Origin of the sequence: Aurantimonas sp. Leaf443 (genome assembly GCF_001425575.1) — a bacterium.
GTDB lineage: Bacteria > Pseudomonadota > Alphaproteobacteria > Rhizobiales > Rhizobiaceae > Leaf443.
Genome location: NZ_LMRD01000006.1, coordinates 396854 through 423777, shown reverse-complemented (window position 1 = coordinate 423777; position 26924 = coordinate 396854). Strand labels below are relative to the sequence as shown.

General features: G+C 70.2%; 25 protein-coding genes. 5 read left to right on the top strand and 20 right to left on the bottom strand.

Translation table 11 applies throughout. The features are described from left to right. Window positions 1–13: 13 nt before the first annotated feature. The 9 genes from ftsZ to ASG48_RS06615 all read right to left on the bottom strand — a co-directional run bounded on the left by ftsZ (window position 14) and on the right by ASG48_RS06615 (window position 10097). Window positions 14–1603: a cell division protein FtsZ gene (gene ftsZ / locus ASG48_RS06655; protein WP_055846989.1), complete on the bottom strand. Its 1590-nt coding sequence runs from the start codon at window positions 1601–1603 to the stop codon at window positions 14–16. A 127-nt stretch (window positions 1604–1730) separates the two neighbouring features. After that, window positions 1731–3053, bottom strand: coding sequence for a cell division protein FtsA (gene ftsA / locus ASG48_RS06650; protein ID WP_055846986.1), 1323 nt, complete (start codon window positions 3051–3053; stop codon window positions 1731–1733). Next, window positions 3050–3967, bottom strand: a complete 918-nt coding sequence (locus ASG48_RS06645) for a cell division protein FtsQ/DivIB (RefSeq protein ID WP_244486791.1) — start codon at window positions 3965–3967, stop codon at window positions 3050–3052. The genes ftsA and ASG48_RS06645 overlap by 4 nt, the downstream gene beginning before the upstream one ends. Then, window positions 3955–4878, bottom strand: coding sequence for a D-alanine--D-alanine ligase (locus tag ASG48_RS06640; RefSeq protein WP_055846984.1), 924 nt, complete (start codon window positions 4876–4878; stop codon window positions 3955–3957). Before ASG48_RS06640 ends, ASG48_RS06645 begins: the two co-directional genes overlap by 13 nt. Before the next feature lie 408 nt (window positions 4879–5286). After that, window positions 5287–6243 carry a UDP-N-acetylmuramate dehydrogenase gene (murB, locus tag ASG48_RS06635; RefSeq protein WP_055847973.1) on the bottom strand — a complete coding sequence of 319 codons (957 nt, stop codon included), beginning with the start codon at window positions 6241–6243 and terminating at the stop codon, window positions 5287–5289. Continuing rightward, the gene (gene murC, locus ASG48_RS06630; protein WP_055846979.1) at window positions 6240–7655 is read right to left on the bottom strand and encodes a UDP-N-acetylmuramate--L-alanine ligase; all 1416 of its coding nucleotides are present in this window, start codon (window positions 7653–7655) and stop codon (window positions 6240–6242) included. The genes murB and murC overlap by 4 nt, the downstream gene beginning before the upstream one ends. A 34-nt stretch (window positions 7656–7689) precedes the next feature. Continuing rightward, window positions 7690–8781 carry an undecaprenyldiphospho-muramoylpentapeptide beta-N-acetylglucosaminyltransferase gene (murG, locus tag ASG48_RS06625; RefSeq protein WP_055846977.1) on the bottom strand — a complete coding sequence of 364 codons (1092 nt, stop codon included), beginning with the start codon at window positions 8779–8781 and terminating at the stop codon, window positions 7690–7692. A gap of 73 nt (window positions 8782–8854) precedes the next feature. Next, window positions 8855–9454, bottom strand: coding sequence for an MOSC domain-containing protein (locus ASG48_RS06620; protein ID WP_055846974.1), 600 nt, complete (start codon window positions 9452–9454; stop codon window positions 8855–8857). Beyond that, window positions 9447–10097, bottom strand: coding sequence for a DedA family protein (locus ASG48_RS06615; protein ID WP_055846972.1), 651 nt, complete (start codon window positions 10095–10097; stop codon window positions 9447–9449). The genes ASG48_RS06620 and ASG48_RS06615 overlap by 8 nt, the downstream gene beginning before the upstream one ends. 154 nt (window positions 10098–10251) lie before the next feature. On the opposite strand from ASG48_RS06615, the gene ASG48_RS06610 reads away from it, so the two are divergent. Next, window positions 10252–10653: a hypothetical protein gene (locus ASG48_RS06610; protein ID WP_055846969.1), complete on the top strand. Its 402-nt coding sequence runs from the start codon at window positions 10252–10254 to the stop codon at window positions 10651–10653. A gap of 9 nt (window positions 10654–10662) precedes the next feature. Here ASG48_RS06610 and ASG48_RS06605 read toward each other — a convergent pair whose 3' ends face one another. The 4 genes from ASG48_RS06605 to ASG48_RS06590 all read right to left on the bottom strand — a co-directional run bounded on the left by ASG48_RS06605 (window position 10663) and on the right by ASG48_RS06590 (window position 15533). Further along, window positions 10663–11049, bottom strand: coding sequence for a response regulator (locus tag ASG48_RS06605; RefSeq protein WP_055846966.1), 387 nt, complete (start codon window positions 11047–11049; stop codon window positions 10663–10665). Next, window positions 11018–12517, bottom strand: coding sequence for a PAS domain-containing protein (locus tag ASG48_RS06600; protein ID WP_055846965.1), 1500 nt, complete (start codon window positions 12515–12517; stop codon window positions 11018–11020). The genes ASG48_RS06605 and ASG48_RS06600 overlap by 32 nt, the downstream gene beginning before the upstream one ends. Before the next feature lie 190 nt (window positions 12518–12707). Continuing rightward, window positions 12708–14357, bottom strand: a complete 1650-nt coding sequence (ettA, locus tag ASG48_RS06595) for an energy-dependent translational throttle protein EttA (RefSeq protein WP_055846964.1) — start codon at window positions 14355–14357, stop codon at window positions 12708–12710. A 132-nt stretch (window positions 14358–14489) separates the two neighbouring features. Further along, entirely contained in the window at window positions 14490–15533 is a 1044-nt protein-coding gene (locus tag ASG48_RS06590) for a ribonuclease (RefSeq protein WP_244486789.1), read from the bottom strand. Between the two features lie 171 nt (window positions 15534–15704). On the opposite strand from ASG48_RS06590, the gene ASG48_RS06585 reads away from it, so the two are divergent. Next, a complete protein-coding gene (locus ASG48_RS06585; RefSeq protein ID WP_055846960.1) occupies window positions 15705–16667 on the top strand; it encodes an alpha/beta hydrolase in 963 nt (320 codons plus the stop codon). Between the two features lie 10 nt (window positions 16668–16677). On the opposite strand, the gene ASG48_RS06580 is transcribed toward ASG48_RS06585, so the two are convergent. From ASG48_RS06580 to ASG48_RS06555, 6 genes are all read right to left on the bottom strand, one after another. Beyond that, window positions 16678–17529, bottom strand: a complete 852-nt coding sequence (locus ASG48_RS06580; RefSeq protein ID WP_055846958.1) for an ATP-dependent Clp protease proteolytic subunit — start codon at window positions 17527–17529, stop codon at window positions 16678–16680. Between the two features lie 7 nt (window positions 17530–17536). Beyond that, window positions 17537–18817 (bottom strand): hypothetical protein, encoded by a 1281-nt coding sequence (locus ASG48_RS06575; RefSeq protein WP_055847970.1) that lies wholly within the window; start codon window positions 18815–18817, stop codon window positions 17537–17539. Between the two features lie 130 nt (window positions 18818–18947). Then, window positions 18948–19667 carry a GntR family transcriptional regulator gene (locus tag ASG48_RS06570; RefSeq protein WP_082529286.1) on the bottom strand — a complete coding sequence of 240 codons (720 nt, stop codon included), beginning with the start codon at window positions 19665–19667 and terminating at the stop codon, window positions 18948–18950. Between the two features lie 603 nt (window positions 19668–20270). After that, window positions 20271–21476 carry a pyridoxal phosphate-dependent aminotransferase gene (locus tag ASG48_RS06565; RefSeq protein ID WP_055846953.1) on the bottom strand — a complete coding sequence of 402 codons (1206 nt, stop codon included), beginning with the start codon at window positions 21474–21476 and terminating at the stop codon, window positions 20271–20273. A 119-nt stretch (window positions 21477–21595) separates the two neighbouring features. Beyond that, the gene (locus tag ASG48_RS06560) at window positions 21596–22723 is read right to left on the bottom strand and encodes a calcium:proton antiporter (protein ID WP_200939571.1); all 1128 of its coding nucleotides are present in this window, start codon (window positions 22721–22723) and stop codon (window positions 21596–21598) included. Window positions 22724–22904: 181 nt separating this feature from the next. Then, a complete protein-coding gene (locus tag ASG48_RS06555; RefSeq protein WP_055846948.1) occupies window positions 22905–23429 on the bottom strand; it encodes a superoxide dismutase family protein in 525 nt (174 codons plus the stop codon). Between the two features lie 136 nt (window positions 23430–23565). On the opposite strand from ASG48_RS06555, the gene ASG48_RS06550 reads away from it, so the two are divergent. After that, entirely contained in the window at window positions 23566–24072 is a 507-nt protein-coding gene (locus ASG48_RS06550; RefSeq protein WP_055846946.1) for a DUF1499 domain-containing protein, read from the top strand. 7 nt (window positions 24073–24079) lie between these two features. On the opposite strand, the gene ASG48_RS06545 is transcribed toward ASG48_RS06550, so the two are convergent. Then, window positions 24080–25117, bottom strand: coding sequence for a DUF1176 domain-containing protein (locus ASG48_RS06545; protein WP_055846943.1), 1038 nt, complete (start codon window positions 25115–25117; stop codon window positions 24080–24082). A gap of 270 nt (window positions 25118–25387) precedes the next feature. On the opposite strand from ASG48_RS06545, the gene ASG48_RS06540 reads away from it, so the two are divergent. Together ASG48_RS06540 and ASG48_RS06535 are read left to right on the top strand one after the other, a co-directional pair. Next, window positions 25388–26272: a DMT family transporter gene (locus ASG48_RS06540; protein ID WP_055846940.1), complete on the top strand. Its 885-nt coding sequence runs from the start codon at window positions 25388–25390 to the stop codon at window positions 26270–26272. Window positions 26273–26394: 122 nt separating this feature from the next. After that, window positions 26395–26790 carry an acyl-CoA thioesterase gene (locus ASG48_RS06535; RefSeq protein WP_055846938.1) on the top strand — a complete coding sequence of 132 codons (396 nt, stop codon included), beginning with the start codon at window positions 26395–26397 and terminating at the stop codon, window positions 26788–26790. Window positions 26791–26924 lie beyond the last annotated feature (134 nt).

Sequence of the window (26924 nt, the reverse complement as noted above, 5' to 3'; positions counted from 1 at the left end):
TCGCGACAGGCGATCAGTTCGACTGACGGCGCAGGAAGGCCGGGATCTCCAGCTGCTCGTCCTCGCTGGCGGGGCGCATCTGCGAGGTCTGCGGGCGGGCGGCCGAGTCGGCCGCCGTGCGCCGCGGCGCATAGGGGCTGGCTTCCGGCGCGCGGCGCGGGGCCTCGGCGGCCGGGCGCGGCATGGCGCGCTGCGCCTCGGCGAGAAGCGCCGCCTCTTCCTCCTCGCGGCGGGCGAGGCCCTTCGTGAGGCGGCTGAGGAGACCCATCGGGCCGCGGTCCTCGGCGCCCATCGCCTCGCTCGGCGAGCCGGTGCGGCTCTCGATCTCGGCGCGGACCATCGGCGGGAACTCGTCGACGCGCGGCATGCGGCTGCGCGGCGCCGGGGCGACCTGGGCGATCTCGGCCGCGAGCGCGGCGGAGAAGTCGTCGTCGAGGTCGGACGTGTCCATCATGTCCTCCTGCACCGGCGCGGGCGCGACCGGAGCGGGCGCCTGCATGCGGACCGGCTCGGCATCGCGCATCATCGGCATCTGCGCGGGCGCGGCGGCCTGCTGGACCGCCGGCTGCGGCACGGAGCGCTGCTGGGGCATGGAGGCGTTCTGGAAGCCGGCGAGGCGCTCGGCCATCTCCATCTCCGTCTTGTCGATGCCGGTGGCCACGACCGAGACGCGGATGATGCCTTCCAGGCTCTCGTCGAACGTGGCGCCGAGGATGATGTTGGCGTCCTGGTCGACCTCCTCGCGGATGCGCGTGGCCGCCTCGTCCACCTCGAACAGGGTCAGGTCGCGCCCGCCGGTGATCGAGATGAGGAGGCCCTTGGCGCCCTTCATCGAGGTCTCGTCGAGCAGCGGGTTGGCGATCGCCGCCTCGGCGGCGGCCATCGCGCGGCCCTCGCCCGAAGCCTCGCCCGTGCCCATCATGGCCTTGCCCATCTCGCGCATCACGGAGCGAACGTCCGCGAAGTCGAGGTTGATGAGGCCTTCCTTGACCATGAGGTCGGTGATGCAGGCGACGCCAGAATAGAGAACCTGGTCGGCCATGCCGAAGGCGTCGGCGAAGGTCGTCTTGTCGTTGGCGATGCGGAAGAGGTTCTGGTTCGGGATGACGATGAGCGTGTCGACGTTCTTCTGCAGCTCCTCGATGCCCTGCTCGGCGATGCGCATGCGCCGCTGGCCCTCGAAGTGGAAGGGCTTGGTGACGACGCCGACGGTCAGGATGCCCTTCTCGCGGGCCGCCCGCGCCACGACGGGTGCCGCGCCCGTGCCGGTGCCGCCGCCCATGCCGGCGGTGACGAAGCACATATGCGAGCCGAGGAGATGGTCGCAGACCTCGTCGATGGATTCCTCGGCGGCCGCGCGGCCGACCTCGGGCTGCGAACCGGCGCCGAGCCCCTCGGTGACGGCGACGCCCATCTGGATGATGCGCTCGGCGCGCGAGGAGCGCAGGGCCTGCGCGTCGGTGTTGGCGATCACGAACTCGACGCCCTCGAGTCCGGCGCTGATCATGTTGTTGACGGCGTTGCAGCCGCCGCCGCCGACGCCGAACACGGTGATGCGGGGCTTCAGCTCGGTGATGTCGGGCCGGGAGAGATTGATGTTCATGGCGTTGATCCTCTTCGATGTCTGGGCCGTCTCGCCGCGCCGGCCGTCATGTTTGGTCGTGTGAGGCGGCGCGCGGCGCGCACCGATCCGTGGGGAGCTGGCCTGTGGGGCCGGCCCGGAAAACCGTTCAGAAACTTCGCTTCAGCCAGGCGCCGAGGCGCCCGGTGCGGGTGTTCGTGTCGAAGGCCAGCGCCGCCAGCGAGGTCTCCTGCACGTATTCGCGGTGGGCCACCTGCGGGTAGATGAGCAGCCCGACGGAGGTCGCGAAGGCCGGGCCCTTGCTGGAAGGGTTCAGACCCGCGACGCCGACCGGACGACCGAGGCGCACGTTGCGCTGCATGACGGTGCGGGCCGTCTCGCCGAGCCCCGCGAGCTGGCTGGCGCCGCCCGTCAGCACCACCCGCTTGCCGATGACGTGGCCGAGGCCCGAGGCCGCCAGCCGGTCGCGCACCAGTTCGAACGTCTCCTCGACGCGCGGCCGGATGATCTTGGCGATCAGCGAGCGCGCCACCGTGATCGGCGCCTCGCGGCCGTCCTCGCCGAGCGGGGCCACCTGCACCGTCTCGGCGTCGTCCATCAGCTCGGAGAGGGTGCAGCCGTGCATCACCTTCAGCCGTTCGGCGTCGCTCGTGCGGATCGAGAGGCCGCGGGCAAGATCCATCGTGATGTGATGGCCGCCCAGCGCCACCGAATCGGCATAGACGAAGCGGCCGTTCTGGAAGATCGCGATCGTCGTCGCGCCGCCGCCCATGTCGATGCAGGCCGAGCCCATCTGCGCCTCGTCCTCCACCAGCACCGAGAGGGCGCTGGCATAGGGCGTCGCCACGAAGGCCTCCACCACGAGATGGGCGCGGTTGATCGCCGCCTCGAGATTGCGCAGCGGCGTCTCCTCGGCCGAGAGCACGTGCATCTCGAGCCCGAGCCGCCCGCCGACCATGCCGACCGGCTTCTCAAGTCCGCCCTCGCCGTCGATCGACGTGTCGCAGGCGATCGAATGCAGCGCCACGCGCCCGGCCTCGAGCTTCAGCCGCGAGGCGAGCGACAGCGCCTTGGCGACGTCGTCGTCCGTCACCTCGCCGGCGGCTTCCACGAAGGCCTGGCCGCGCTGGCTCTTGAGCCGGCCCGCCGTCAGCGAGACGATGAGGCTCTCGATGGTGAGGCCGGCCATGCGCTCGGCCGCGTCCACGCAATGGCGAATCGCCTGCTCGGCGGCCTCGAGGTCGACCACGACGCCCGACTTGATGCCGCGCGAGCGCTGATGGCCGACGCCGATCACCTCGATCGTATGGGTGCGCCCGGGCAGGATCTCGCTGGCTGCGCGCGGCTTCAGCCGGGCGATGAGGCAGGAGATCTTCTCGGATCCGACGTCCAGCACGGAGATGACGCGCGTCTTGCGCGACAGCGCCTTCACGCGGGGCAGGTCGTTGCGGCTTCTGGAAAACAAACTCATACGGGTTTCGCCTTCCGCGCGCGCTTCAGCGCTTTCTCGCGTTCTTCGAGCTCTGTTTCGCGGCGCTCGACGGCGGCCGGGGTCAGCTTCACGACCATCCGATCCTCCAGACGCATGTCGACCGCCTCGATATCGCGCGACAGGAGGCCGCTCTCGCGGTCGATCCGTGCCACTTCCTCCAGAGCTTCCACCGGCCCGTCCTCGGGCAGGCGGATCGTGACGCCGTCGTCGAGCCGCAGGTCCCATCGACGATCACCCACCCGGATATAGGCCTTCACCCTTGCGCGAAGCTCGGGCGTGGCCTCCATCTCGTCGAGCAGCATGGCCGCCGTGTCCGCCGCGCCCTCGCCGACGATGACCGGCAGCATGGAGAAGCGGCCGGGCGTGAAGGGCATGATCTCGCGGCCCTCGCGGTCGACGACCGTGAAGCTTCCGTCGCGCTGCCAGAGCGCGAAGGGGCGATGCTCGAGGACGGTGATGCGCACCCGGTCCGGGAAGATCTTGGCGACCGAGGCGCGCTCGATCCAGGGCAGCTTCTCCAGCGCCGCGCGCGCCGCCGTCGGGTCGAGCGAGAGGAGGCTCTGCGAGCCGGTGGCCCACAGGGTCTGCAAAACGTCGATCTCGGAGGTCTCGCGATTGCCCTCCACGTCGATCCGGTTGATCGAGAAGCCCAGCGGCTGCGCCACCGCGTCGATCACCGCGATCGTATGGCCGCCGACGGCGACGCCGTAGGCGAGCGATGAGCCGATGACGAGCGTGGCCAGCACGCCGAAGCGCGGCGGCTTGCGCCGGCACAGGGCCGTCGAGAAGGCCACGGCGCGCCGGCCGGCGATCTTCATGCGCAGCGAGAACTTGCTCGGCGCGCCCGGCATGGGCGCGGAGGGCGAGCGGCGGTCGGCGGTCAGCGGCGGCACGAGGCGTCCTCCACCAGCCAGGTCAGGAGTTCGGCGAAGCTGTGCCCGCTGGCGCGCGCGATGTCGGGCACGAGCGAGGTCGGCGTCATGCCGGGCTGGGTGTTGATCTCCAGCCAGACGAGCTCGCCGCCCTCGCCGAACCGGTCGTCGTAGCGAAAGTCCGAGCGCGAGACGCCGCGGCAGCCGACCGCCTTGTGGGCGGCGAGCGCCTTTTCCTGCACGAGGCGCGCGACCTTGGCGGGAATGGGCGCCGGCACCGTGTGCACCGAGCCGCCGGGCGCGTATTTCGAATCGTAGTCGTAGAAGGCGTGGCCTTCGGTCGTGATCTCGCAGACCTCGAGGGCGACGTCGCCCATCACGGCGCAGGTCAGCTCGCGGCCGTGCACGAAGCGCTCCACCATCACGAGGTCGCCGAAGGGCCAGTCGGAGGCCGTCAGCTGCTGCGGCGGATGGGCCTGGTCCTCGCGCACGATGATCACGCCGAAGCTCGACCCCTCGGCCACCGGCTTCACCACGTAGGGCGGCGCCATGACATGGGCGCGCGCCGCCACATGGCGGTGCACGAGCTTCGATTCGGCGAGCGGCACGCCGGCGGCGCGCGCGATGATCTTCGCGCGCTCCTTGTGCATGGCGAGCGCCGAGGCGAGGACGCCCGAATGGGTGTAGGGCAGGTCGAGATATTCCAGGATGCCCTGGATCGTGCCGTCCTCGCCGAAGGGGCCGTGCAGCGCATTGAAGGCGACGTCCGGCCGCAGGTCGCGCAGCACCTGCCCGACGTCGCGGTCGACGTCGATGCGCGTGACCGTGAAGCCCGCCGCTTCCAGAGCGTCGGCGCACGCCGTCCCCGAGGCGAGGCTCACGGGCCTCTCCGAGGAAAAACCGCCCATCAATACCGCGACATGGCTTCCCATCGAAGGCCGATCCCATTCCCTTCCAGAGGTTCGGACCATTCATCGCAGGCCGATGGTTAAGCACAGGTTAACCGTGCCAGGCCCTTGAAAGAAAATCGTAAGGGCGTTTGGAAGCCCCTCGTTCACCGTGGCGCGGAAGATGCAATGCGTGGATCTGGCGCAACAGTGCCGGGCTTGTTCCGGGCGCGAGCGGCCTCGTCCGCGCCACGGGATCGGCAGACGCGCGGGCCCGTTCACCCTCGGTATGGCGTTCGGAGAATCGCGACGGGCCCGCGCCCGCCGCGGCGGCGCGATCGAGATCGTCGCGTCCCGGAGGGACGGACCTTCGGACGGGCTCGGGTGGGAGGCCCGAGGATGGGCGTCGTCCGCCCGCGGCGGACAGGCCGGCCGCGCCGGGACGCGAAGGCCCTAGGCCTCGAAGGCGTTCACGGCGCGACCCGGCGCGAAGCGGCCGAAGCGCTTGATCTCCCAGTCGAGCGCGATGCCGGACGTGTCGTGGACGCGTTCGCGAACGGTCTCGCCGAGCGTCTCGAGGTCGAAACCGGTCGCCGTGCCCGTGTTGATCATGAAGTTGCAATGCAGGGGCGACATCTGCGCCCCGCCGACCGTCAGGCCGCGGCAGCCGGCTCTGTCGATCTCCTTCCAGGCGGAGGTGCCGGCCGGGTTCTTGAAGGTCGAGCCGCCGGTCTTCTCGCGCACGGGCTGCACGGTCTCGCGATGGTGCTGCACCTCGTCCATCGCCTGCCGGATGGCGGCGGCTTCGCCCTTCGCCCCCTCGAAGAGCGCGGCGGTGAAGATGAGGTCCGGCGAGGCGGCGGAATGGCGGTAGGAATAGCCGAGATCGGCCCGCGACAGGACATGGACGCGCCCCGACCGGTCCACGGCCCGCACCTCGACGACGCGCTCGGCGGTCTCCACGCCGTTGGCCCCGGCATTCATGCGCAGCGCGCCGCCGATCGAGCCGGGAATGCCGTGATAGAAGTGGAAGCCGGCGAGTTCCGCCTCGAGGGCGGCCGCGGCCACGCGCTTGTCGGGAGCGGCGGTGCCGGCGCGCAGCTGCGTGTCCCCGACCCGCTCGACCGCGCCGAAGCCCTTGGCCGAGAGGCGGATCGTGACGCCGGGAATGCCGGCCTCGCGCACCAGGAGGTTCGAGCCGATGCCGACCGTCGTCACCGGCACCTCTTCGGGCAGCGCTTCGAGGAAGGCCGACAGGTCCTCCTCATCGGCCGGCTGGAACAGGATCTCCGCCGGTCCCCCGACGCGGAACCAGGTCACCTTGTCGAGCCCGGCGCCCGCCGTCAGACGGCCGCGCACCCCGGCCAGCCTGTCGCCCAGCCGGGCGAGAAGCGCTTGCCCGTCCATCAGGCCGCCTTGCCGCGCAGGGCCGCGAGGTCCTTCGGCAGCGCGTAGGCCCATTGCGTGATCGAGCCGGCGCCCAGGCACACGACGAGATCGCCGGGTTCGGCGATGCGGTCGATCAGCGGCGCCAGTTCCTGCGGCCCGTCGATCAGCCGCGCGTCGCGGTGTCCGCCGAGCTTCAGGCGCTCCACCAGCATCTCGGAATTCACGAACTCGATGGGCTCCTCGCCCGCCGCGTAGACCGGTGCCAGGAGCACCGTGTCCGCGTCGTTGAAGCAGGAGGCGAAGTCGGCGAAGAGCGACTGCAGGCGCGTGTAGCGATGGGGCTGCACAACGGCGACGACGCGGCCCTTGGACGAGGCGCGCGCGGCCGCCAGCACGGCACGGATCTCCACCGGGTGGTGGCCGTAGTCGTCGTAGACGTCGATCCCGTCGACCTGGCCCGTATGCGTGAAGCGCCGCTTCACGCCGCGGAAGGCCTCGATCCCGGCGCGGATGGCGTCGGCGCCGATCTTCAGCCGGTGCGCCACCGCGATGGCCGCCGTGGCGTTGGACACGTTGTGGCGCCCGGCCATGGGCAGGCGCAGGGCCTCGATGCGCTCGCTCTCCCCGGTGATGCGGTCGCGGATCGTGACGTCGAAGGTCGACTGGCTGCCCTCGATCGAGAGATGCTCGAAGCGAACGTCCGCCTGGAGATTCTCGCCATAGGTGATGATGCGCCGGTCCTCGATCTCGGCGACGAGCGTCTGCACCTCCGGGTGGTCGAGGCACATCACCGCGAAGCCGTAGAAGGGCACGTTCTCCACGAAGGCGCGGAAGGCGCCGCGCACCTTGTCGAACGTGCCGTAGTGGTCGAGATGCTCGGGATCGATATTCGTCACCACCGCCACGTCCGCCGGCAGCTTCAGGAAGGTGCCGTCCGATTCGTCGGCCTCCACCACCATCCAGTTGCCCGCGCCCATGCGCGCGTTCGTGCCGTAGGCGTTGATGATGCCGCCATTGACCACCGTCGGGTCGAGCCCGCCGGCGTCGAGCAGCGTCGCCACCATCGAGGTCGTCGTCGTCTTGCCATGCGTGCCGCCGATGGCGATGGCCTGACGGAAGCGCATCAGCTCCGCCAGCATCTCGGCGCGGCGCACGATGGGCAGGAGGCGTTCGCGCGCGGCCGCCAGCTCCGGATTGGACCGCTTGATGGCGGTGGACATGACGACGACCTCGGCCGCGCCGAGATTCTCCGCCGCATGGCCGACGAAGACCGTCACGCCCTTCTCGCGCAGGCGCTGCACGTTGGCGTTCTCGGAGGCGTCCGAGCCCTGCACGGTATAGCCGAGATTGACCAGCACCTCGGCGATGCCGCTCATGCCGATGCCCCCGATCCCGATGAAATGGACCGGTCCGATATTCGGCGGCATCTTCATGGGGCGTCTCCGGGCGTTGTCAGGGGGCTGGGGGTCACTGGCTGCGGGGCATAGACTCCACGAGGTCGGCAAGCAACCGCGCGGCATCGGGGATCGCGGTCGAGCGCGCGGCCGCCGCCATCGCGGCCGCCCGTTCCGGGTCGCCGAGGATCTCCTCCAGAAGAGCCGCCAGCCGCTCGGGCGAAAGCTCCGCCTGGCGCGTCACGATCGCGCCGCCCTTCGCCTCGATCATCGCCGCGTTGGCCGCCTGGTCGTGGTCGAGCGCATAAGGGTACGGCACGAGGATCGCAGGGCGGCCGACGACCGCGATCTCCGAGACGGTGGAGGCGCCCGAGCGGCAGATCAGGAGATGGGCGGCGCCGATGCGCTGGGCCATGTCGCCGAAGAAGGGCGAGACGGCCGCCTCGATCCCGCGCGCGGCGTAATAGGCCTTCACCGGCGCCTCGTCCTCGGCGCGCGCCTGCTGCGTCACGCGAAGGCGCGCGCGCAGCGCGTCCGGCAGGAGGTCGATCGCCGCCGGCACGGCCCTGGAGAAGAACTGCGCGCCCTGGCTGCCGCCGAAGACTACGAGCCGCACCGGACCCTCGCCCTGCGGCGCCGCATAGGGCAGGCGCGCCGCCTCGATCACGGCGGGGCGCACGGGATTGCCGGTGACGGTGAGCTTGCGCGCGATCGCCCCGCTCGCGCCGGCCTGCGGGATGCCCGCGGCGATGGCGGTGACGCGCGGGGCCAGGAAGCGGTTCGCCCGCCCCATCACCGCATTCTGCTCGTGCACCAAGGTCGGCACGCGCGCCTGCACGGCCGCCATCATCGGCGGCACGGTGGGATAGCCGCCGAAGCCGACGACGACCGCCGGCTTCAGGCGCCGCACCAGCTTGCCGGCCTGGCGGAAGCCGCGCCAGAGCGTCCAGAGCGAGCCGGCCATCTTCAGCGGGTTCCTCGAGCCGAAGGTCGCCGAGGGCACGACATGGACGGCCTCGACCGGAAAGCGGTCGGCATAGCGCCCCGCCCGCTCGTCGGTGACGAGATGCACCGCGTGGCCGCGCGCGACGAGCTCGTGCGCCAGGGCCTCGGCGGGAAAGAGATGGCCGCCGGTGCCGCCGGCGGAAAGAAGGATCGTCGTCATGTCGCAAACCGTCTCGATTCGGGCGTCACGCTAGCGCGGGCCGTCCCGTGCAAAAAGTCCGGAAGGCCGGGTCTCAGTAGAGATGCTGCTCGGGGATGCGCGCCTCGAACCCCTCGCCCGCCGCGACGCGACCCGGCTTCTCCACCCAGGCGACGAGGCCGCGCAGGCCGCGGGCGCGGCTCGAAAAACGCATCTCGATCTCCGGGCGCCCCGGCACGTGCCGGGCGAGCGCCCGCCCAGAGGCGCGGCAGGGGTGGTTGTCGCCGTCCACCCGAAGCGTCGCGCCGCCCTCGAAGAAGAGCGTCGTGCGCGGCGGCAGGGCGGTCAGCCGCGCGATCCCCTCGATCACGAGATTGGCGCCGATCCAGCCGGCCTCGAGGCGTTCGATGGCGAGGCGGGCGGCGATCTCGTCGAGTTCCTCGCGCGAGACGAGGCTGAGCTGGCGTTCGTTGCGGATCACCGTGCCGCGCCGGTACCAGGGCTCGCGCCCGCCGCTGCGCCGCGTCTGCCCGCCATGCCGGTCGCCCTCGATCCCGGCGAAGGTCAGGTCGAGCCCGTCGCAGCGGCGCGTCTCGAACCCGTCCCCGGCGGTGCGCAGGAGTTCGGCCACCCGCCCCCGCAGCCGGCGCGCCGGACGATGGGTTTCAAACGCCCCGCGACCGCTCTCAGTCATGCAGGTGGGGATGCTCGTTGGACTTCAGATCCACCGGCCTGCGCCGCTTGGACGGCTTGAAGGTGATGACGCGGTAGAGATAGAGCCCGACGACGATCAGGATCACCGCGTTCGACACGGGTCCGATATAGCTGTCGACGACATTGTAGTTCTGCCCGAGCATGTAGCCGGCGAAGGCCAGGCCGGCCGTCCAGACCAGCGTGCCGATGGCCGAGACGCCGAAGAACAGGAGGAACGGCATCCGCGACAGGCCCGCCGGCACAGAGATCAGCGTGCGCACGGTCGGCACGAGGCGGCCGAAGGAGACGGCCCAGTAGCCGTATCTGCGGAACCAGCGGTCGGCGGCCTCGACGTCTTCCGGCGTCATGGTCATCCAGCGGCCGTAGCGCTCGGCGAGCCAGATGATGCGCTTCTCGCCGAAGGCATAGCCCAGATAGTACCAGGGCACGATGCCCGCGAGCGAACCGATCGTGCCGGCGATGATCACGGTCAGGAGCGACATCTGTCCGCTCGCGGCCTGATAGCCCGCCAGCGGCATGATGATCTCGGAAGGGATCGGCGGGAAGATGTTCTCCAGGAACATCAGCAGCGCGATGCCGAAGGGTCCCATGCTGTTCATCAGGGACTGGACGAAGTCGACCATGCGAAAACGGTTCCATCGAAGGGGCCGGAGGACGGCGATGGGCCGACAGGTAAGGCATCGCGGCGCAAATGTCGCCGCCCGAGCGCGCGGCCTCCGGCTTTTGTTCGCGCCGCGCGCCTTGCCACGGCAGGGCGCCGATGGTTCCCTGCGCCCCATGTCCCGAGGTCTCGACAGTTTCGACCGCTTCGCCTGGAAGAGCCTGCTCGCCGGGCGCGAGGCGCTCGTCTGCGACGCCGACCGGCCACGCGGCCTTCGCACCGTCGCGATCCTGGAACGCGCGGGCGCCAGGGCGACGCTGGCCGAGACGCCGACGGCGGCGGCCGACCGGCTGCTGCGCCACCGCTTTGCCCTGCACGTGGTGATGCTGGACGTCGCCTCGCCCTTTGCCGACGTGATGGGGACGACGCTGCGAACCCGAGCGGCCGACTGTCTCGCTCTTGCCGAGCCCGAGCGGCGCGAGGCGGTGCGGGGCGCCTATCCCGGCCTTCTCGTCCGCGACATGGGCACGCCCGAGCGCGATCTCGTCATGGCGATCGTAGGTGCGCGCGACGAGTAGGATCGCGGCTCAGGCCAGCGCGTCCTCGATGGCGGTCTGCACCTGCTCGGCCGTATAGGGCTTCTGCAGGATCGCGCAGTCGTGCCATTCGGGATCGACGCCGCTGCGCCCGTAGCCGGTGGCGAAGACGATGGGCACGCCGAGTTCGCGCAGTCGGAAGGCGACGGGATAGATCTTCTCCCCGCCGATATTCACGTCGAGCACCGCCACCTGGATGTCGAGCCCGCCGGCGATCATGTCGAGCGCGCGGCTGACTTTCATCGCCATTCCCACCACCTCGGTGCCGAGGTCCGCCAGGATGTCCTCGAGCTGCATCGCGATGAGGCTCTCGTCCTCGACGACGAAGACTTTCAGGCCGCCGATGTCAGGCGCCTGTCGACTGGAAAGAACCTTCAAAGTCTTCCACCCCGGCAATAGGAACTGTGAAGTCGCACATGATGCCATCGGCAACCGCGTCAAGGGAGAGAGTTCCCTCCAGCTCGCCCGTGACGATGCGGCGGATGACGCGGATGCCGAAGCCGTTGGAGAGGACCGGGGGCACGGCGAGGCCCGTCTCGCGCCAGCGCACATGCAGGCGCGGTCCCGCCTCGCTTTCCTCGCGCGCCCATGTGAGGCCGATCCGACCGCCGCGCCGCGAATAGGCGCCGTGACGGCGCGCATTGGCGGCGAGCTCGTGGAACACCATGGTCAGCGCGATGGCCGCGTTGGCGTTGAGCGGGATGTCCGGCCCTTTCACGCTGACGCGCTCGGGATCGAACTCGGCGAGCTCCTGCGCCACCAGGACGGGCAGGCTCGCCGCTTCCCATTGCCGGTCGGACAACACGTTGTGCGTCTTGGAAAGGGCGAGGATGCGCGCCTCGAAGGCGTAGCGGGCCTCCTCGGGGTCGCGGATGTTGCGGAAGCTCTGGCGCGCCAGCGACTGGACGGTGGCGAGCGTGTTCTTCACGCGATGGTTCAGCTCGTCCATCAGCCGGCGCTGGCGCCGCCGCGCCCGAATGGAATCGGTTCGGTCCGTCCCCTGCACGAAGATGCCGTTGACCTCGCCCTCGACGGAGCGGATCGGCGTGAAGGTGAAGTCGCAATAGGCCTCGCGCATCTCCTCGCCGGGGCGCCGTCCGAGAAGGACCCGGATGCCCTCGCCCGCGATCGGCTCGCCGCCCTTCACCACGCGGTCCATCAGGTCCACGAAGCCCTGCGTCACGAGTTCGGGCAGCGCCTCGCGGATCGGGCGGCCGACGAGATCCTCGCGGCCGACGAAGCGTTGATAGGCCTCGTTGGCGAAGGTCACGACATGCTCGGGTCCGGTCATGATCGCGATGAGGCCCGGCGCCTGGAGGAACAGGCGGCGGAATTCCGCGCTCTCCGAAACCTGGTCCTGATAGGCCTGTTCGCGGTCCTGCGCATTGCGCAGGAGCGCCAGTTCGCTGGGCACCGCGCGAAACGGCAGCGAGGCCGTCTCCTTCAGCCGGACGATCTCGGTCACGTCGATCGTGTTCTGCACGACATAGGCGACAGTCCCGTCCGCGCCGCGCACCGGCGTATGCGTCGCCGTCCAGTAGCGCTGCTCCATGCCGCCCCCGAGCGTTTCGGGCAGCGCGATCTGGTAGGGAATGAAGGCGAGCGTGTCGGTCTGGCCCGTCTCGAACACCCGTTCCAGCGAAGCGCGGATGCGCCGGCCGTTCTCGCTCTCGTCGGGAAAGGCCTCGAACACGACGAGCCCGAGAAGCTGGTCGCGCGTGCGCAGCACCGCCGTCTCGTAGGCCCTGTTCACGGCCACGTATCGCAACTGGCGATCGAGGACCATGTAGGGCGTCGGCAGCACGTCGAAGACGTCGGCGAAGGGCGGTCCTGGCGGTCTCATCATGGCGGCTGCGGCATCTGGGCGTTTCACGACGCCTCGTTTCTCTGGCGGCAGCAATGAGATAGGGCACCCTTCCGGGGTGGCGACGCCCTTTCTGCGACCCGCTCGCAGGCGGGCGCGAGCGGGCACGCCGCAGGGACGCGCCGGCACCCTCCACGGGAGGTGCCGGCGCCCGCGAGCACAGGGCGTCGCGTCAGCGCGTCAGGCGCTTGTAGGTCGGACGCTTCGGGTTGACGGAATCCGGGCCGAGGCGCCGGATCTTGTCCTCCTCGTAGTCCTGGAAGTTGCCCTCGAACCACTCGACATGGCTGTCGCCCTCGAAGGCGAGGATGTGCGTCGCCAGCCGGTCGAGGAACATGCGGTCGTGGCTGATGACCACCGCGCAGCCGGCATATTCCTCCAGCGCGTCCTCGAGCGCGGTCAGCGTCTCGGTGTCGAGGTCGTTGGTCGGCTCGTCGAGCAGGATGACGTTGGCGCCCGACTTCAGCATCTTGGCCAGATGCACCCGGTTGCGCTGGCCGCCCGAGAGCGTGCCGACCTTCTGCTGCTGGTCCGGGCCCTTGAAGTTGAAGTTGCCGACATAGGCGCGGCTGTTCATCTCGTACTTGCCGAGCTTCATGATGTCGACGCCGCCCGACACCTCCTCCCAGACGGTCTTGGAACCGTCGAGATGGTCGCGGCTCTGGTCGACATAGCCCAGGTCCACCGTCTCGCCGACGCTGATCTTGCCCGAGTCCGGCGTCTCCTGCCCGGTGATCATGCGGAACAGCGTCGACTTGCCGGCGCCGTTCGGGCCGATGATGCCGACGATGCCGCCGGCCGGCAGCTTGAACGAGAGGTTCTCGATCAGCACGCGGTCGCCATAGCTCTTGGTCAGGTTCTCCACCTCGATCACCTTGCCGCCGAGGCGCTCGCCCGTCGGGATGACGATGCGCCCGTCCGCCGGCTTGCGGTTCTCGGCGATCTCGACGAGCTGCTGGTAGGCCTGGATGCGCGCCTTGGACTTCGACTGCCGGGCCTTGGGGCCTTGGCTCATCCATTCGCGCTCGCGCGAGAGCTGGCGGGCGCGGTTGTCGTCCTCGCGGCCCTCCTGCACCATGCGCTTGGCCTTCTTCTCCAGATAGGTGGAGTAGTTGCCCTCGTAGGGCACGCCCTTGCCGCGATCGAGCTCGAGGATCCAGCCGGTCACGTTGTCGAGGAAGTAGCGATCGTGGGTGATCATCAGCACGGCGCCCTCGTATTCGCGCAGGTGCTTTTCCAGCCAGGCGATCGTCTCGGCGTCGAGATGGTTGGTCGGCTCGTCGAGGAGCAGGATGTCGGGCTTGGACAGAAGCAGCTTGCACAGCGCCACGCGGCGCTTCTCGCCGCCCGAGAGCGGCGCCACCTCGGCCTCGCCGGGCGGGCAGCGCAGCGCGTCCATCGCCATGCCGACCTGGCTTTCCAGGTCCCACAGGTTCTGCGCGTCGATCGTGTCCTGGAGCTTGGCGCCCTCCTCGGCCGTCTCGTCCGAGTAGTTCATCATCAGCTCGTTGTAGCGATCGAGGATGGCCTGCTTGTCGGCCACGCCCTCCATCACGTTCTCGAACACGGTCTTGCTCTCGTCGAGCTTGGGCTCCTGCTCGAGATAGCCGATCGTCGCACCTTCGGCCGCCCAGGCCTCGCCGCTGAACTCGGTGTCGCGGCCGGCCATGATCTTCAGGAGGGTCGACTTGCCGGCGCCGTTCGGCCCGAGAATGCCGATCTTGGCGCTGGGATAGAAGGAGAGATGGATGTTCTCCAGCACCTTCTTGTTTCCATAGGCCTTGGTGAGGCCGGACATATGATAGATGAACTGGCGTGCCATGGCGCGCGTAAGGCTCCGTCGCGAAGGGTCGGGTGAGTTTGGGCCTGACTTAAGCCATCCGGGTTGGCGGGGCAACGTGCGTGCCGCGCGCGGGCAGCCCGAACGCTCGAACGCGCGCGGCCCCTCGCCCGCCTATTGCTGCCCCGCCGGGTCCACGATGCCGCCCTCGCAGCCGCCGTCCGTGGGCTTGGCCGCGCGCATCAGCGCGCCGAGGTCGGGCGAGGTCACGATCGTGCCGGCGAGGCCGAGCGTGATCTCGCCGATCAGCCGCCGCTTTCCGTCCTGACGGCAGGCGATGCGCACGCGCTCGCCGGCGCCCGCGCCGAAACTCTCGTCGAAGGCGGCGCGGATCTCGGCCCGCGTCACCTCCCGCCCGATCCGCTGCGCGAAGAGCGCGGCGACCTTCGAGCCGTTCAGCTGTTCCATGAGCACGATGGAATCGGTGAAATAGGCCGTGGCGCCCTTGCCGTAGCAGGTGCCGTGCCGCGTCCATTCGTGCCGGTCGAGGCTGGAGGCGACCCCGGGCATCACCGCCTTCAGGCGGTCCGCCAGCCCCGCGTCGATCTCCACCGGCGGCAGGTCGGCCCAGCGGCCGGCATCGTCCGTCGCCTTCAAGCTCTCGGGCACGCCGCAATACTCGTTGCGGCGCGGCTGCGGCCAGAGCCCATGCAGCGAGAAGCGCGTGGCGTCGGCGCGCTCGGGCGTCTGGCTCGCGCATTCCGGCTTTTCCCTGCGCCCCTCGCAGAAGGCCGGCTGCCAGCTCGCCGCCAGGACGTACCAGGTGCGCGGTGCCGGATCGCCCGCCGGCCGGCCCGGTCGCGGCGGGCGCGCGGCCCCGGCGGTCGGCGGCGCGCCGATCCCGCCCTCGGCGATCGTGCCGCCCATGCGCAGGCCGCAGGCCTTCTCCACCCAGCGCTCGGGCCGTTTCAGGCCGGGCAGGACGACGCGGTAGTGACTGCCGTCCGCCCGGTTCTGGCCGACGATGGCATAGCGCTTTCCGGTCTCGAGCTTGGCCTCGTCGGGATTGGTGCCGCGCTTGATGGAGAGCACGGCCGGGCAGTCGCGCGAGGCCATCAGGTCGCCGTCCAGAACGGCCTGCGCATGCGCCTTCGGCATGCAGGCCGCCCCGAGGATGATCGCGCCGAGCGCGGCAAAACCCAATGCGCTGCGTGCCATGTCCGTCTCCAGCTTCTTCCCCTCCGGTATCGCCCGGCACGCCCGCAGGTGGCAAGACGTGCCGCATGCAGCCCCGCCGAAGCGGGGTTTCTCGCCGTCGATCTTCCCCGCCGGACGCTTCGCGCTACGATCCCGGGCGGCGCGGCGCTCAGGCCGGCCGGGAGACATGCCTTGGCCTTCGACGACTGGTTCACCCTCGATGCCCGCTCGGGCGCCGCCCTTCGCGTCTATGCGAGCCGGGCGCGCCGGACGCCGCGCGCCGTCCTTCTCGTCCATCACGGCCTTGCCGAACATGCCGGCCGCTACGGCGCCTTCGCCGCCGAGATGGCCGAGGCCGGCTTCCACGTCTTCGCGCACGACCATCGCGGCCACGGCTCCACCGTCGCCGTGGACGCGCCCTTCCGCCGCTTCGCCAAGCATTCGGGCGAGGCGAAGGTGCTGGCCGACTGCCGCGCGGTGGAGGACGAGGCGCGCCGGCGCCATCCGGACCTGCCCGTCGTCGTCTTCGGCCATTCGATGGGCGGCATCGTCGCGCTGAACTACGCGCAGATGCACGGGCGGGGCCTTTCGGGCCTCGCGGTCTGGAACTGCGACCTGCGCGGCGGCATCAAGCCGCGCGCCGCGCGCGCCGCCCTGAAGCTGGAAAAGGCGCTGAAGGGCTCGGACGTCGCCTCGCAGTTCATGCGCCGCGCGACCTTCGACGCCTGGGCGGCGGAAATCTCTCCCCGCCGCACCGGCTTCGACTGGCTCTCGCACGATCCCGCGGTGGTCGACGCCTATGTCGGCGACCCGCTCTGCGGCTTCTCGCCCACCGTCTCGATGATGCAGGACGTCGTCTCGCTCGTCCTGAAGGGTGGCAGCGCCGCGGGCCTCTCCATGCTGCCGCCGAACCTGCCCGTCCATCTCCTCGGCGGCACGGGCGATCCGGTGTCCGCGCATGGCGAGGCGACGACGGCGCTGGCCGAGGCGCTGAAGGCCGGCGGCTCGCGCGACGTGACGCTGTCGCTCGTCGCCGGCGCGCGCCACGAGACGCTGAACGAGACCCCCCAGTTCCGCCAACCGGCTCTCCTCAGCCTCGTCGCCTGGCTCGACCGCGTCGCGCCGCCGCGCAATGAGGAGGAGGAGGAGGACTGACCGCCCCGATTCAGGCGGCGGGAACCGGGCGCGCGCTCACCAGCGACACGTCCTGCATCTCCTCCAGCGTCAACACGTAGAGTTCGGCGGGCGGCGTGCGCATGGCCTTGATCCACAGCGCCGGCTTCACCCCCATGTCGGCGAGGAGCTGCTGGCACTCGGCGATGGTCGTCTGCACGTCGGAGATCGAGCGGTCGAGATCGGGCGCGAGCGCGGGGTCGGCCGCGTCCAGCGCATAGACCTGGTGCAGCCCGATCCAGGCATTGCGGCCGGCCCGCCGCTCGACGCCGCCGGAAAAGAGCAGCGGACAGGCGGAGGCGCAATAGCCGTCCGCCGGCACCACCGTCTCGATGCCGCGCGCGCGCAGCGTGCGGGCCATGGCGATGGCGTCGGCCACCGAGCCGCCGGGCGAATGGAGATGGAGCGTCCGCGTGCCCGCCCCCGCCGGACTGTCGAGAAACTCGGTCAGCCGCTCGGCCATGCCGATCTCGATGCGCCCGACCGCGCTCGCGACGCCGCCGGGCGCCGGCAGGAAGCGCATCGGCTCCGAGAGCACGGCGGCCTGCGCCGGACCTTCGAGACCCGGCAGGTCCGGCAGGCCGCGCTCGGGCCCGACGGGCGTGGCGCGCGGCAGGTAGGGCCGGATCTGGTCGCCCGGCCGGGGCAGCGGCAGCGGCAGCGGTTCGGTGCGCGTCAGCCGGTCGTCGACGGCGGCCGCCTCGAAGGCCCGCCGCACGTCGAGAGCCACCATGCCGGAGGCGAGCGCCAGCAGCGTGTAGAAGACGAGCCGCAGCACGAACCCGTCCGGCAGGGCGCGCAGGAAGCGGTCGATGCGGCCCGGCGAATAGTCGGCCTCGATCATCGCCGCCTCAAGCGGTCCGCTGGCCCGGCACCGTCACGGGATAGGGGCCGGGATGGGCCGGCTGGTTCTGCTGCACGAAGTCCTCGACCTCGACCGCCCCATCGGCCTCGCGCAGGCGTCTGGCGATCCGCAGCGCGCGCATCAGATCGCCGGCGCTCATGTCGGCATTGTCGGCCTCCTCCCCGTCCTCGCGCCGGATCACGTCCTGCACGATGCACAGGATGAAGATCAGGACCCCCGGCACGAGGTCGATGGCGATGGCGCCGGCCCAGGACGGCAGGAAGTCGCCGGCATAGCGGATCACCGCCTCGGGCGCCGACAGGGGCGTGAAGCGCATCGGCTCGATCACCGGCCGCGCCAGGATCTCGTCGGCCGCCGCCGCCAGCGCCACGCTCTGCGCCTTCACCGCGGCCTCGACCTGCCCGACCACCGCGCTCTGCCGGTTCTGCAGCGCGATGTCGGCGCCGTCCGCGGCGGGCGCGATGAAGGTCTGCCCGAGATCGGCCGCCGCCCGCTTCACGGCGGGCGCGACGGAGGTCTGCTGCAGCGCCGTGATGAGGCCGGAAAGCTTCACCGCTTCTTCCGCATAGGCGTTGGACCGCTCGGCGATCGGACCGGAGGAGGAGACGAGCTCGCGCATGCGCGCCAGCCGCTTGCCGCCCTCGTCGAAGATCGCCTGGACGGCGGTGCGCGATTCCTCGATCTCCTGCTGCAGTCCGCCGAGCTGGGCCGACATCTGCGAGAGGAGCTGCACCACCGTGCCTGAGCCGGACGTGCCCGTCAGCCCGCCGGTGGAGCGCTCCAGATCGGCGAGCCCGGAAAAGCGCTGCGCCGCCAGCTGGATGTCCGGCAGCAGGCTCTGGGCGGCGAGCGCGTTCTCGTTCGCCGCGTTGAAGCGCTGCTGATAGTCCTCGGTCGTGTTGGCCAAATGTAGTTCCAGCGCCGCCGAGCCCGCGAGCGCCGAGGCGTTCAGCCAGGAGGACATGGCCATGATCATGCCCGCGCCCATGGCCATCGCGAGATAGAGCATGCGCCGGCTGCCGGCCTGGCGCACATGCGGCATGAAGCGCATGAGGTAGGACCAGAAGGCGTAGATCGCAACCGAGACGGCCGCCGAATAGATCACCGCGCCGAGGAAGACGGTCGTGGGCGAGCCGTCGAGGAGTTCGCGCACGCCGAGATAGGTGAAGACGCCGCTGCCGAGCGCCAGCACCGAGAGCGTGACCTGGGTCGTCGTCTCCAGCCGCGTGATCTGGCCACGCAGCATGTAGGATTGGGAAAGGCTCATCGAGGCGACCGGACCGGAGTTCAGGAACAGGGTCCCGAGCGAGTCCCCTTTCGCCATCTAGACACAGATTGCGGCGCGTCGGCGACGATCTTCACACAAGCTTAACCTGTGGCATCCCGGCCGATGCCGCCTATTCGGCGGCGTAGACAAGGTCGGGTTCCAGCACGCAGCGGGCGAGGCGAAGTTCGAGCGGCCGGCCGCGATAGGAGCGCACGACGCGTTCGAGCGTCATCACGGGATGGCCCTCGTCGATCCCGAAGACGGCCGCGTCCTCGGCCGCCGCGCGGGTCGTGCCGACCCGCTCGCTCTTGCCCGTGGCGATGTCGAACCCGTGCCAGCGCATCTCGGCGAGACGCCGCAGCGCTTCGGCATCGCCCGGAACGTCGTGGTCGCCGGGCAGGCGCAGGAAGACGCGCTCGGTCATGAAGACCCGGTCCCGATAGGTGCGCAGCCGGTCGAAGACGACGATCTGAGTGCCGGCCGCCACGTCGAGAAGCGCGGCCGCCCTCTCGTCGGGACGCTCGACCCGCGCGTCGCGCACTTCGACCTCTCCGGTGACACGGGATCCGCAGGGGGCACGGACGTTGCTGAACCGCGCCCGACCCGCGCCGCGCGACAGTTCCGGCACGACGGAGCCCCGCCCCTGCTGGCGCTCGAGCAACTGGTACTCGACGAGAATATCGAAGGCCTTGCGCGCCGTTCCGACGCTGACGCCGAGCGAACGCGCGATCTCGGTCTCGTTGTCGATCGGCTGGCCCTGGCTCCATTCGCCACTGATGATCCGGGCGATGAACTCGTCCGCAACCTGCCGATAGAGCGGACGCACGCTGACCGGTCGTGAAGATGCCATTCTTTCCAGCCCGTCGCCCTGCTAAGCCACTCTTCCCACGATAGGATTTCGAGCGACGGGGCAACAACCGGCGAAAATTCGCTATAGACTTCACAACTCTCAAGTGTGGCGCGCTTCCCTTGCGCCGTGGGGAAAGCCTCGGACCCGGCCGAACGACCGGACGCGGCGCAACCGATGGCCGTCCCGGCTCACCGCCGGACGAACCGTCACGATCCCCGCGCCTGCGGGCCCCGATAGGCGTCGCCGATCGCTCCATGCGCGTTATCTATACCGACGCCTCATGGATCGCGCGCAAGCCCTGCGCGCGGCGCATAGCTGGCATGAGCACAACGCTATGGTTCATAAGAGGTACTGGCGTATTCTCAACCCAGTCGAGCCGACCGATACCTCCTCCCATCGGCCCGCCTCGACTGTTTCCTCCCAAGGGTTTGCTTTCCTCGAAAGTTTCCCTTTTTCAGCCGGGTTCGAACGAGCCCGGCTTTTTTTTGGCCTGAGCTCGCGCAAGGTCCGGCGATGCCCTGCCCCGCCTCCGGACGGCAGGACCGTGGCGGGAGCCCGAGCCGGGCGACGCGGCCGGAAGCCGGACCGCGTCGCCGGTGCCGGTCAGGCCTTGAGGCTGGCGCAGAACCGCTGGATGCGCGAGCAGGCTTCCTCGAGCAGCGCCTCGGAAGTCGCGTAGGAGATGCGGAAGTTCGGGCCGAGGCCGAAGGCCGAGCCCTGCACCACCGCCACGCCTTCCGCTTCCAGAAGCTCGGTCACGAAGGTCGCGTCGCTGTCGATCACCGTGCCGCCCTCGGTCCGCCGGCCGATCAGCGCCTTGCAGGAGGGATAGACGTAGAACGCGCCCTCGGGCGTCGGGCATTCGATGCCGGTCGCCTGGTTCAGCATGGAGACCACGAGGTCGCGGCGGCTCTGGAAGAGGTCGCGGTTCTTCGGGATGAAGTCCTGCGTGCCGTTCAGCGCCTCGACGGCCGCCCATTGCGCGATGGAGCAGGCGCCCGAGGTCTGCTGACCCTGGATCATGTCCATCGCCTTGATCAGCGGCAGCGGCCCGCCGGCATAGCCGATGCGCCAGCCGGTCATCGCATAGGCCTTGGAGACGCCGTTGATGGTGATCGTGCGCTCGTAGAGACCGGGCTCCACCTGCGCCGGGGTCGCGAAGGTGAAGTCGCCGTAGACGAGATGCTCGTACATGTCGTCGGTCATCACCCACACATGCGGGTGGCGCATCAGGACGTCGGTCAGCGCCTTCACTTCGGCATGCGTGTAGGCCGCGCCCGTCGGGTTGGAGGGCGAGTTGAAGAGGAACCACTTGGTCTTCGGCGTGATCGCCTTCTCCAGCGCCTCGGGCGAGAGCTTGAAGTTGGTCTCCATGCCGGCCTCGACGAAGACCGGCGTGCCGCCGCAGATCGCCACCATCTCCGGGTAGCTCACCCAGTAGGGCGCGGGAATGACGACCTCGTCGCCGGGATTGAGCGTCGCCATGAAGGCGTTGAACAGAACCTGCTTGCCGCCGGTGCCCACGATCGTCTGCTCGGGCGCGTAGTCGAGCCCGTTCTCGCGCTTGAACTTCTTCGAGATCGCTTGGCGCAGCTCGGGAATGCCGGAGATCGGCGTGTACTTCGTCTCGCCGCGCTCGATCGCCTCGATCGCCGCCTTCTTGATATTGTCGGGCGTGTCGAAGTCCGGCTCGCCGGCGCCCAGGCCGATCACGTCGCGACCCTTGGCCTTCAGCTCGCGCGCCTTCTGGCTGACGGCGATCGTGGCGGACGGCTTCACGCGGTCGAGGGCGTCGGCGAGAAATGCCATGGGTCGAGGCTCCGAATGGACTGGATCGGGCCCGAACCGGCCCGCGGGAGCCTTAATCGCCCCGCCGGTCGCGCGCAAGCCGGCGCCGGTGCCGGGCCTCCCGTCCGGGCGGCGATCTTTCAGGGACTGAACACCAGCACCATGAAGACGAGGAACATCGTCAGGTGCACCGCCCCTTCCAGCATCGTCGTGCGCGGGCCGGAGAAGGTCAGCGAGGAGAGGATGAGCGTCGTGACGAGAAGCACCATGTTGGCGGGCGAGAGGCCGAGCACGACGTTGCTGCCCGTCAGGAGGCCGATGGCAAGCACCGCCGGCACGGTCAGGCCGAGCGTCGAGGTCGCCGCGCCGAGGCACAGGTTGATCGCCCGCTGCAGCTGATTCTGCGAGATCGCCTTCAGCGCCGAGATGCCCTCGGGCGTGAACACGACCATGGCGATGAGGATGCCGCCCAGAGCCGCCGGCGCCTCGAGGGCGGCGATGCCGAAGTCGAGCACCTCCGCGAGGCTCTTCGACAGGAGCACGATCGGCAGGATGTTGAGGATCAGGAGGCCGATATGCTTGGAGACGGACGCGACGGAGACGTCGTCATGCACCGCGTCCGGCGTGTCGCTCGGCGCCCCGTGCGCGGCCTCGCCGGGATTGGCATGCTCGGGCGCGAGGAAGAAGCCCTTGTGCCGCCCCGTCTGCAGCACGAGGAAGATCACGTAGAGCGCGATCGTGAAGAGCGAGAAGAAGATCGCCTGCATGCGCGAGAGCGAGCCGTCCACCGTCGAGGTCGTGAAGTTCGGCAGCACCAGCGCGATCACGCAGAGCGGGATCATCACGGCCAGATAGGCCGCCGCCCCCTGAAGATTGTAGACCTGTTCGCCGTGGCGCTTGCCGCCGACGAGGAGGCCGAGGCCGACCACGCCGTTGAGCACGATCATCAGGACGGCGAACATCGTGTCGCGCCCGAGCGTCGGCGCCTCGGAGCCCAGCATCACCGCCGAGATCAGCGCCACCTCGATGATGACGATGGAGAGCGTCAGGATCAGCGTGCCGTAGGGCTCGCCCAGCATATGCGCGAGTTCCTCGGCCTCGTGCACCACGCCGAAGGCCATCCAGACGATGACGCCGAGCAGCCATACGAAGAGGAAGCCCGTCCAGACGGGCGCCCCGAGACTCTCCAGCCAGCCATAGCCGTAGAGCTGGAAGAGGATGACGCTCCCCCATCCCGCCGCCAGCCGCGCCATTCCGTTCAACCCCATGCGCCGTCCCGCTCTCTTCGCTGCCGCAAAAAGGCGATATGGCGGCGCAAGCGGGGCGGGAAAGGCCCGGACCATCCCCGAACGCTCAAGTTTCGACGGGCGAAGGTGGGGCCGGGGACGTTCCGCGAGGGTGCCGGTCTCCGGCCGGGCGCGCCGCCCGACCGAAGACCCGCGCCGGAGGCTACTTCGCCGGATGGATCACGCCGCAGGCGATCCGGTCGCCCGCCTTGCCGGCAGGCTGCGAGACGTAGTCGTCGGCGCCCGAATGGATGACGAGGGAGGAGCCGTCGGCGTCGTCGAGCGCGGCCGAACCGCTGCCGATCATCGGGTTGAAGACCTGGAAATTCGCCGTCCCGCCGGTCGCCGTGAAGTTCGGCATGTCGCCGGCATGGGGACCGCCCTCGGCCATGTAGCCATGCGCCTTGCCGTCCGGGTTGAAATGCCCGCCGGCGGACTCGAATTTGGCCTCGCACAGGCCCTTCTCGTGCACGTGGAAGGAATGCTCTCCGTCCGGCACGCCCTTCAGCGCCGCCACCAGCAGCATGCCCTGCGGCGTCTGGCGCAGCGTCACGGTGCCGTGGTCGGTCCCGTCCACGCCCTTGATCGCGACGACGCTTTCGCCGGCCGCCTGCTGCGCCAGCGCGGGGGCGGCCATCGGCACGAGAAGAGCCATGGCGGCGGCGGCGGTCTTGGACAGGGACATCATGGGGAACACTCCGGTCGGGTTCGAATGGGTTTGCGCCCTCGCGGACGAAAAGCGCAGGGGCTTCGGCAACACCGGGCGGTTTCGATCGTTCCCGCTCGCCGCACACGGCTTCGTGCCCGTTTCGTGAGTCCGTTCCATGCGTCTCCTCAACCGCCTGTTCCTCTTACTCCTCGGCGCCGCGGTCGTGGGCACCGGCGCGTTCTTCGCGATCGGCCCCGCCCGCGTCTGGGATCGGCTCGCCGGTCCCGCCGATCTCGGCCCCGTCGATTTCGCGACGCTGCGCCGACGCACCGTGCCGAACGACGCGCTCGCCTGCAGCCGCGGCGCCTGCCCCGCGCCGGCGGAGATCGAACTGCCGCTCTTCGCCCGTCCGCCCGGCGAACTCCTCGCCCGCCTCGAAGAGCAAGTCGCGCGCGAGGGCGACGGCACCCGCGTCGACGACGGTTCGGACCCGCTCTACCGGCGCTACGTGCTGCGCACGCCCGTCCTGCGCTTTCCCGACACGCTGGACATCCGCGCCCGCCCGGGCCCCGAGGGCACCGCCCTCCTCCTCTATTCGCGCTCGGCGCTCGGCCGCGGCGATTTCGGCACGAACCGTGCCCGGCTCGAACGCCTCCTCGCGCCGCTGCGCCCGGCGGACTGACGGCGCCTCAACGCGGCCAGAGCCTCTCCCAGCTTTCCGGCCCGTCCCCGACATCGCCGTCGCACTCGTCCTTGGCCCGCGACTCCACGAGCACGAAGCCGAGTTCGCCCGTCTCCAGATGCCAGCGGTCGAACGTGCCGCAATCGCCGAGGCCGCGCCCCCTGGCGAAGGCGGTGAGCGTCCTGCTCCGGTCGTCCCAGTCCGCGTTCATCACCCAGTCGAGCGCGACCGGCCCCTTCTCGCTCATGCCGGGCAGCGCCACGGGTTCGGCGGACCCGTCCTGCGACAGGCGATAGAAGCGGCTGATCGAATTGTAGGCGCCCGGCGAGCCGCAGAGGAGGCCGAAGAGCCTGTCCGTCCCGAGGGGCGCGCTGAAGCCGATGGCGTCCGGCTCGTAGCCGTCGAACGCGGCGCAGTCCGCCGCCCCGTCGGCCCAAAGCCGGCGGACCACCTCCGGCAGGTCGGCCGCCGTCGCGATGTCCTTCGGCAGCAAGGCCGCCGCGCGCGCAGGGTCCGGCCCTTTCGCCTCCAGGGCACTCACCGTGCCGGCGCGATACTGCGCCTCGTCCATGAAGCGCAGCGCCGCGACGAAGCCCCTGGTCGAGAGCGTTCCCTCCCGTGGCCCTTCCGCCGTCTCGTAGGCGATGCGCACCTGCGTGCCGCGGCGCAGGGCCGCCTGAAGCCGAGCGCCGACCTCGCCCGGCCGCGCCGTCAGGTTGCCCTGCGCGTCCACGCCAAAGTCTTCCGCCGAGAACGAGACGGCCGCCCCGTCGTCGGGCGTGAAGACGACCGGGCCGGTCGGTGCCGCCCTGCCGTCGGCGCCGAGCGTCACCGCGGCAGCCGCGTCGCCGCCGGCCGCGCGCCTGATGGCGAGGGACCGCAGGCCGCCCTCCGCGCCCTCCCGGAAGACGGAGGCCGAGCAGGCCAGCCCGTCGCTGCACACGACCGTCCAGTCCATGAAGGTCGCGGACGGCCCCGCCCGGGCGGGCGCGACCGTTCCGATGGCCAGGGCGGTCGACAAGGCGATGCGAAGCGACGAACCCATGGCGATTCCCTTGTGTGGCCGCCCGCGCCGGGAGCGCTGGACGGCGCGACCATGCCGCAACTCCTGCGGCGCGAAAAGCGCCCCGCTCCGCCTCGTCCCGGCGAGCCGAAACATGCCTTCGCGCGGGCGCGCCCTCGCCGTCTGGCAAAACCGCTACACGCGTCGCGCGCCATCCTGTAGAGCGCGGGTGACCCCTGCCGTCCCGCCGACAGGGCCCGCCCGTCGCCCCGGCCGACCGGCCTTCGACCACCGGACAGCCCGGAGACCGCCATGACCCGCGCAAGCGCCAATTTCCTGCTTCTCACCGCCGGCGCCGTCTGGGGCATGGGGTTCCTCGCCCAGTCCACGGCCATGGCGCATATCGGGCCCTGGACCTTCGTCGCCACCAAGTTCCTCATCGCGGCGATGGCGCTCCTGCCCTTCGCCTGGCGCGAGGGCCGCCGGGCGCATGCGCGGCCCTTGGATCGCCGGTCGCTTGCCGGCTTCTGCCTCTCGGGCACGCTTCTCTTCGTCGCGGCCATCCTGCAGCAGATCGGCATCGTCTCGACCAGCGTCACCAATGCCGGCTTCCTCACCGGCCTCTACGTCGTCTTCACGCCGCTCCTGTCACTGGCGCTCCTGCGCCAGCACCCCCATCCCGTCGTCTGGCCGAGCGCCGCGGCGGCCTTTCTCGGCATCGCGCTTCTCGGCGGCGGCGGGGCGGCGCTCGGCCTCGGCGATCTCCTGATGGTCGCCTGCGCCCTGTTCTGGGCGCTGCAGATCATGGCCGTCGGCCGCGTCGTGGCGGCGAGCGGCCGCCCGCTCGCGCTGTCCGCCGTCCAGTTCGCGGTCTGCGGCCTTCTGGCGCTCGCCGGCACCGGCCTGTTCGAGGCCCCGCGCCTCGCGGGCCTGCAGGCCGCGCTGCCCGAGATCCTCTATGGCGGCCTCTTCGCCACCGGCCTCGCCTTCACGCTCCAGGTCATCGGCCAGCGCCACACGAGCGCACCGCAGGCGGCGATCTTCCTCTCCTCCGAAGCGCTCTTCGCCGCGCTCTTCGGCGCCCTGTTCCTCGGCGAGCGCATCGGCCCGGTCGGGCTTCTCGGCTGCGCGCTGATCTTTTCCGCCATGCTCGCCGTCGAACTCGTGCCGCTGCGCGCCGGGCGCCGCGTGGGCTGACGCCGCGCCCCTGCAACCGGCGTGCGAAGTGCCGCGCGATGGTCTATGGCTCCCGGCGCGATCCGCCGCCGGGCCCCACGCGCCGGCGCCGGACGGGACGGGGGCGTGGAGGCGGGGCTGTGATGAACGAAGAGAAGCCGCAGGGCGAGTTGACGGTGCGCATTCCCGCCATGCCCGCCGACGCCAACGCCAATGGCGACATCTTCGGCGGCTGGGTCATGGCGCAGATGGATCTGGCCGCCGGCATCCGGGCGGGCGAACGCGCCCATGGCCGCGTCGCCACCGTCGCCGTCAACGCGCTCACCTTCAAGAAGCCGGTGAAGATCGGCGACACGCTCTGCGTCTACACGACGATCGAGAAGGTCGGCCGCAGTTCCATCACCCTCGCCATCGAGGCCCATGTCCGCCGCCGCATCACCGGCGAGCGCGTGAAGGTGACCGAGGCGAGCTTCGTCATGGTCGCCATCGACGAGGACGGCAACGCCATCCCCGTCCCGCCCGAACCCGCCGCCGACTGACCGCCCGCCGCCGGGCGGCGGCGATTGCTTCGGTCGTCCAACGCCCATCCAGCTGCGTTCGTCTATATGAAGAACGGGGACCTCACGCGACGGTGTCGACATGCGTGGCCGACCGCCGCTGCCTAACGATCAGC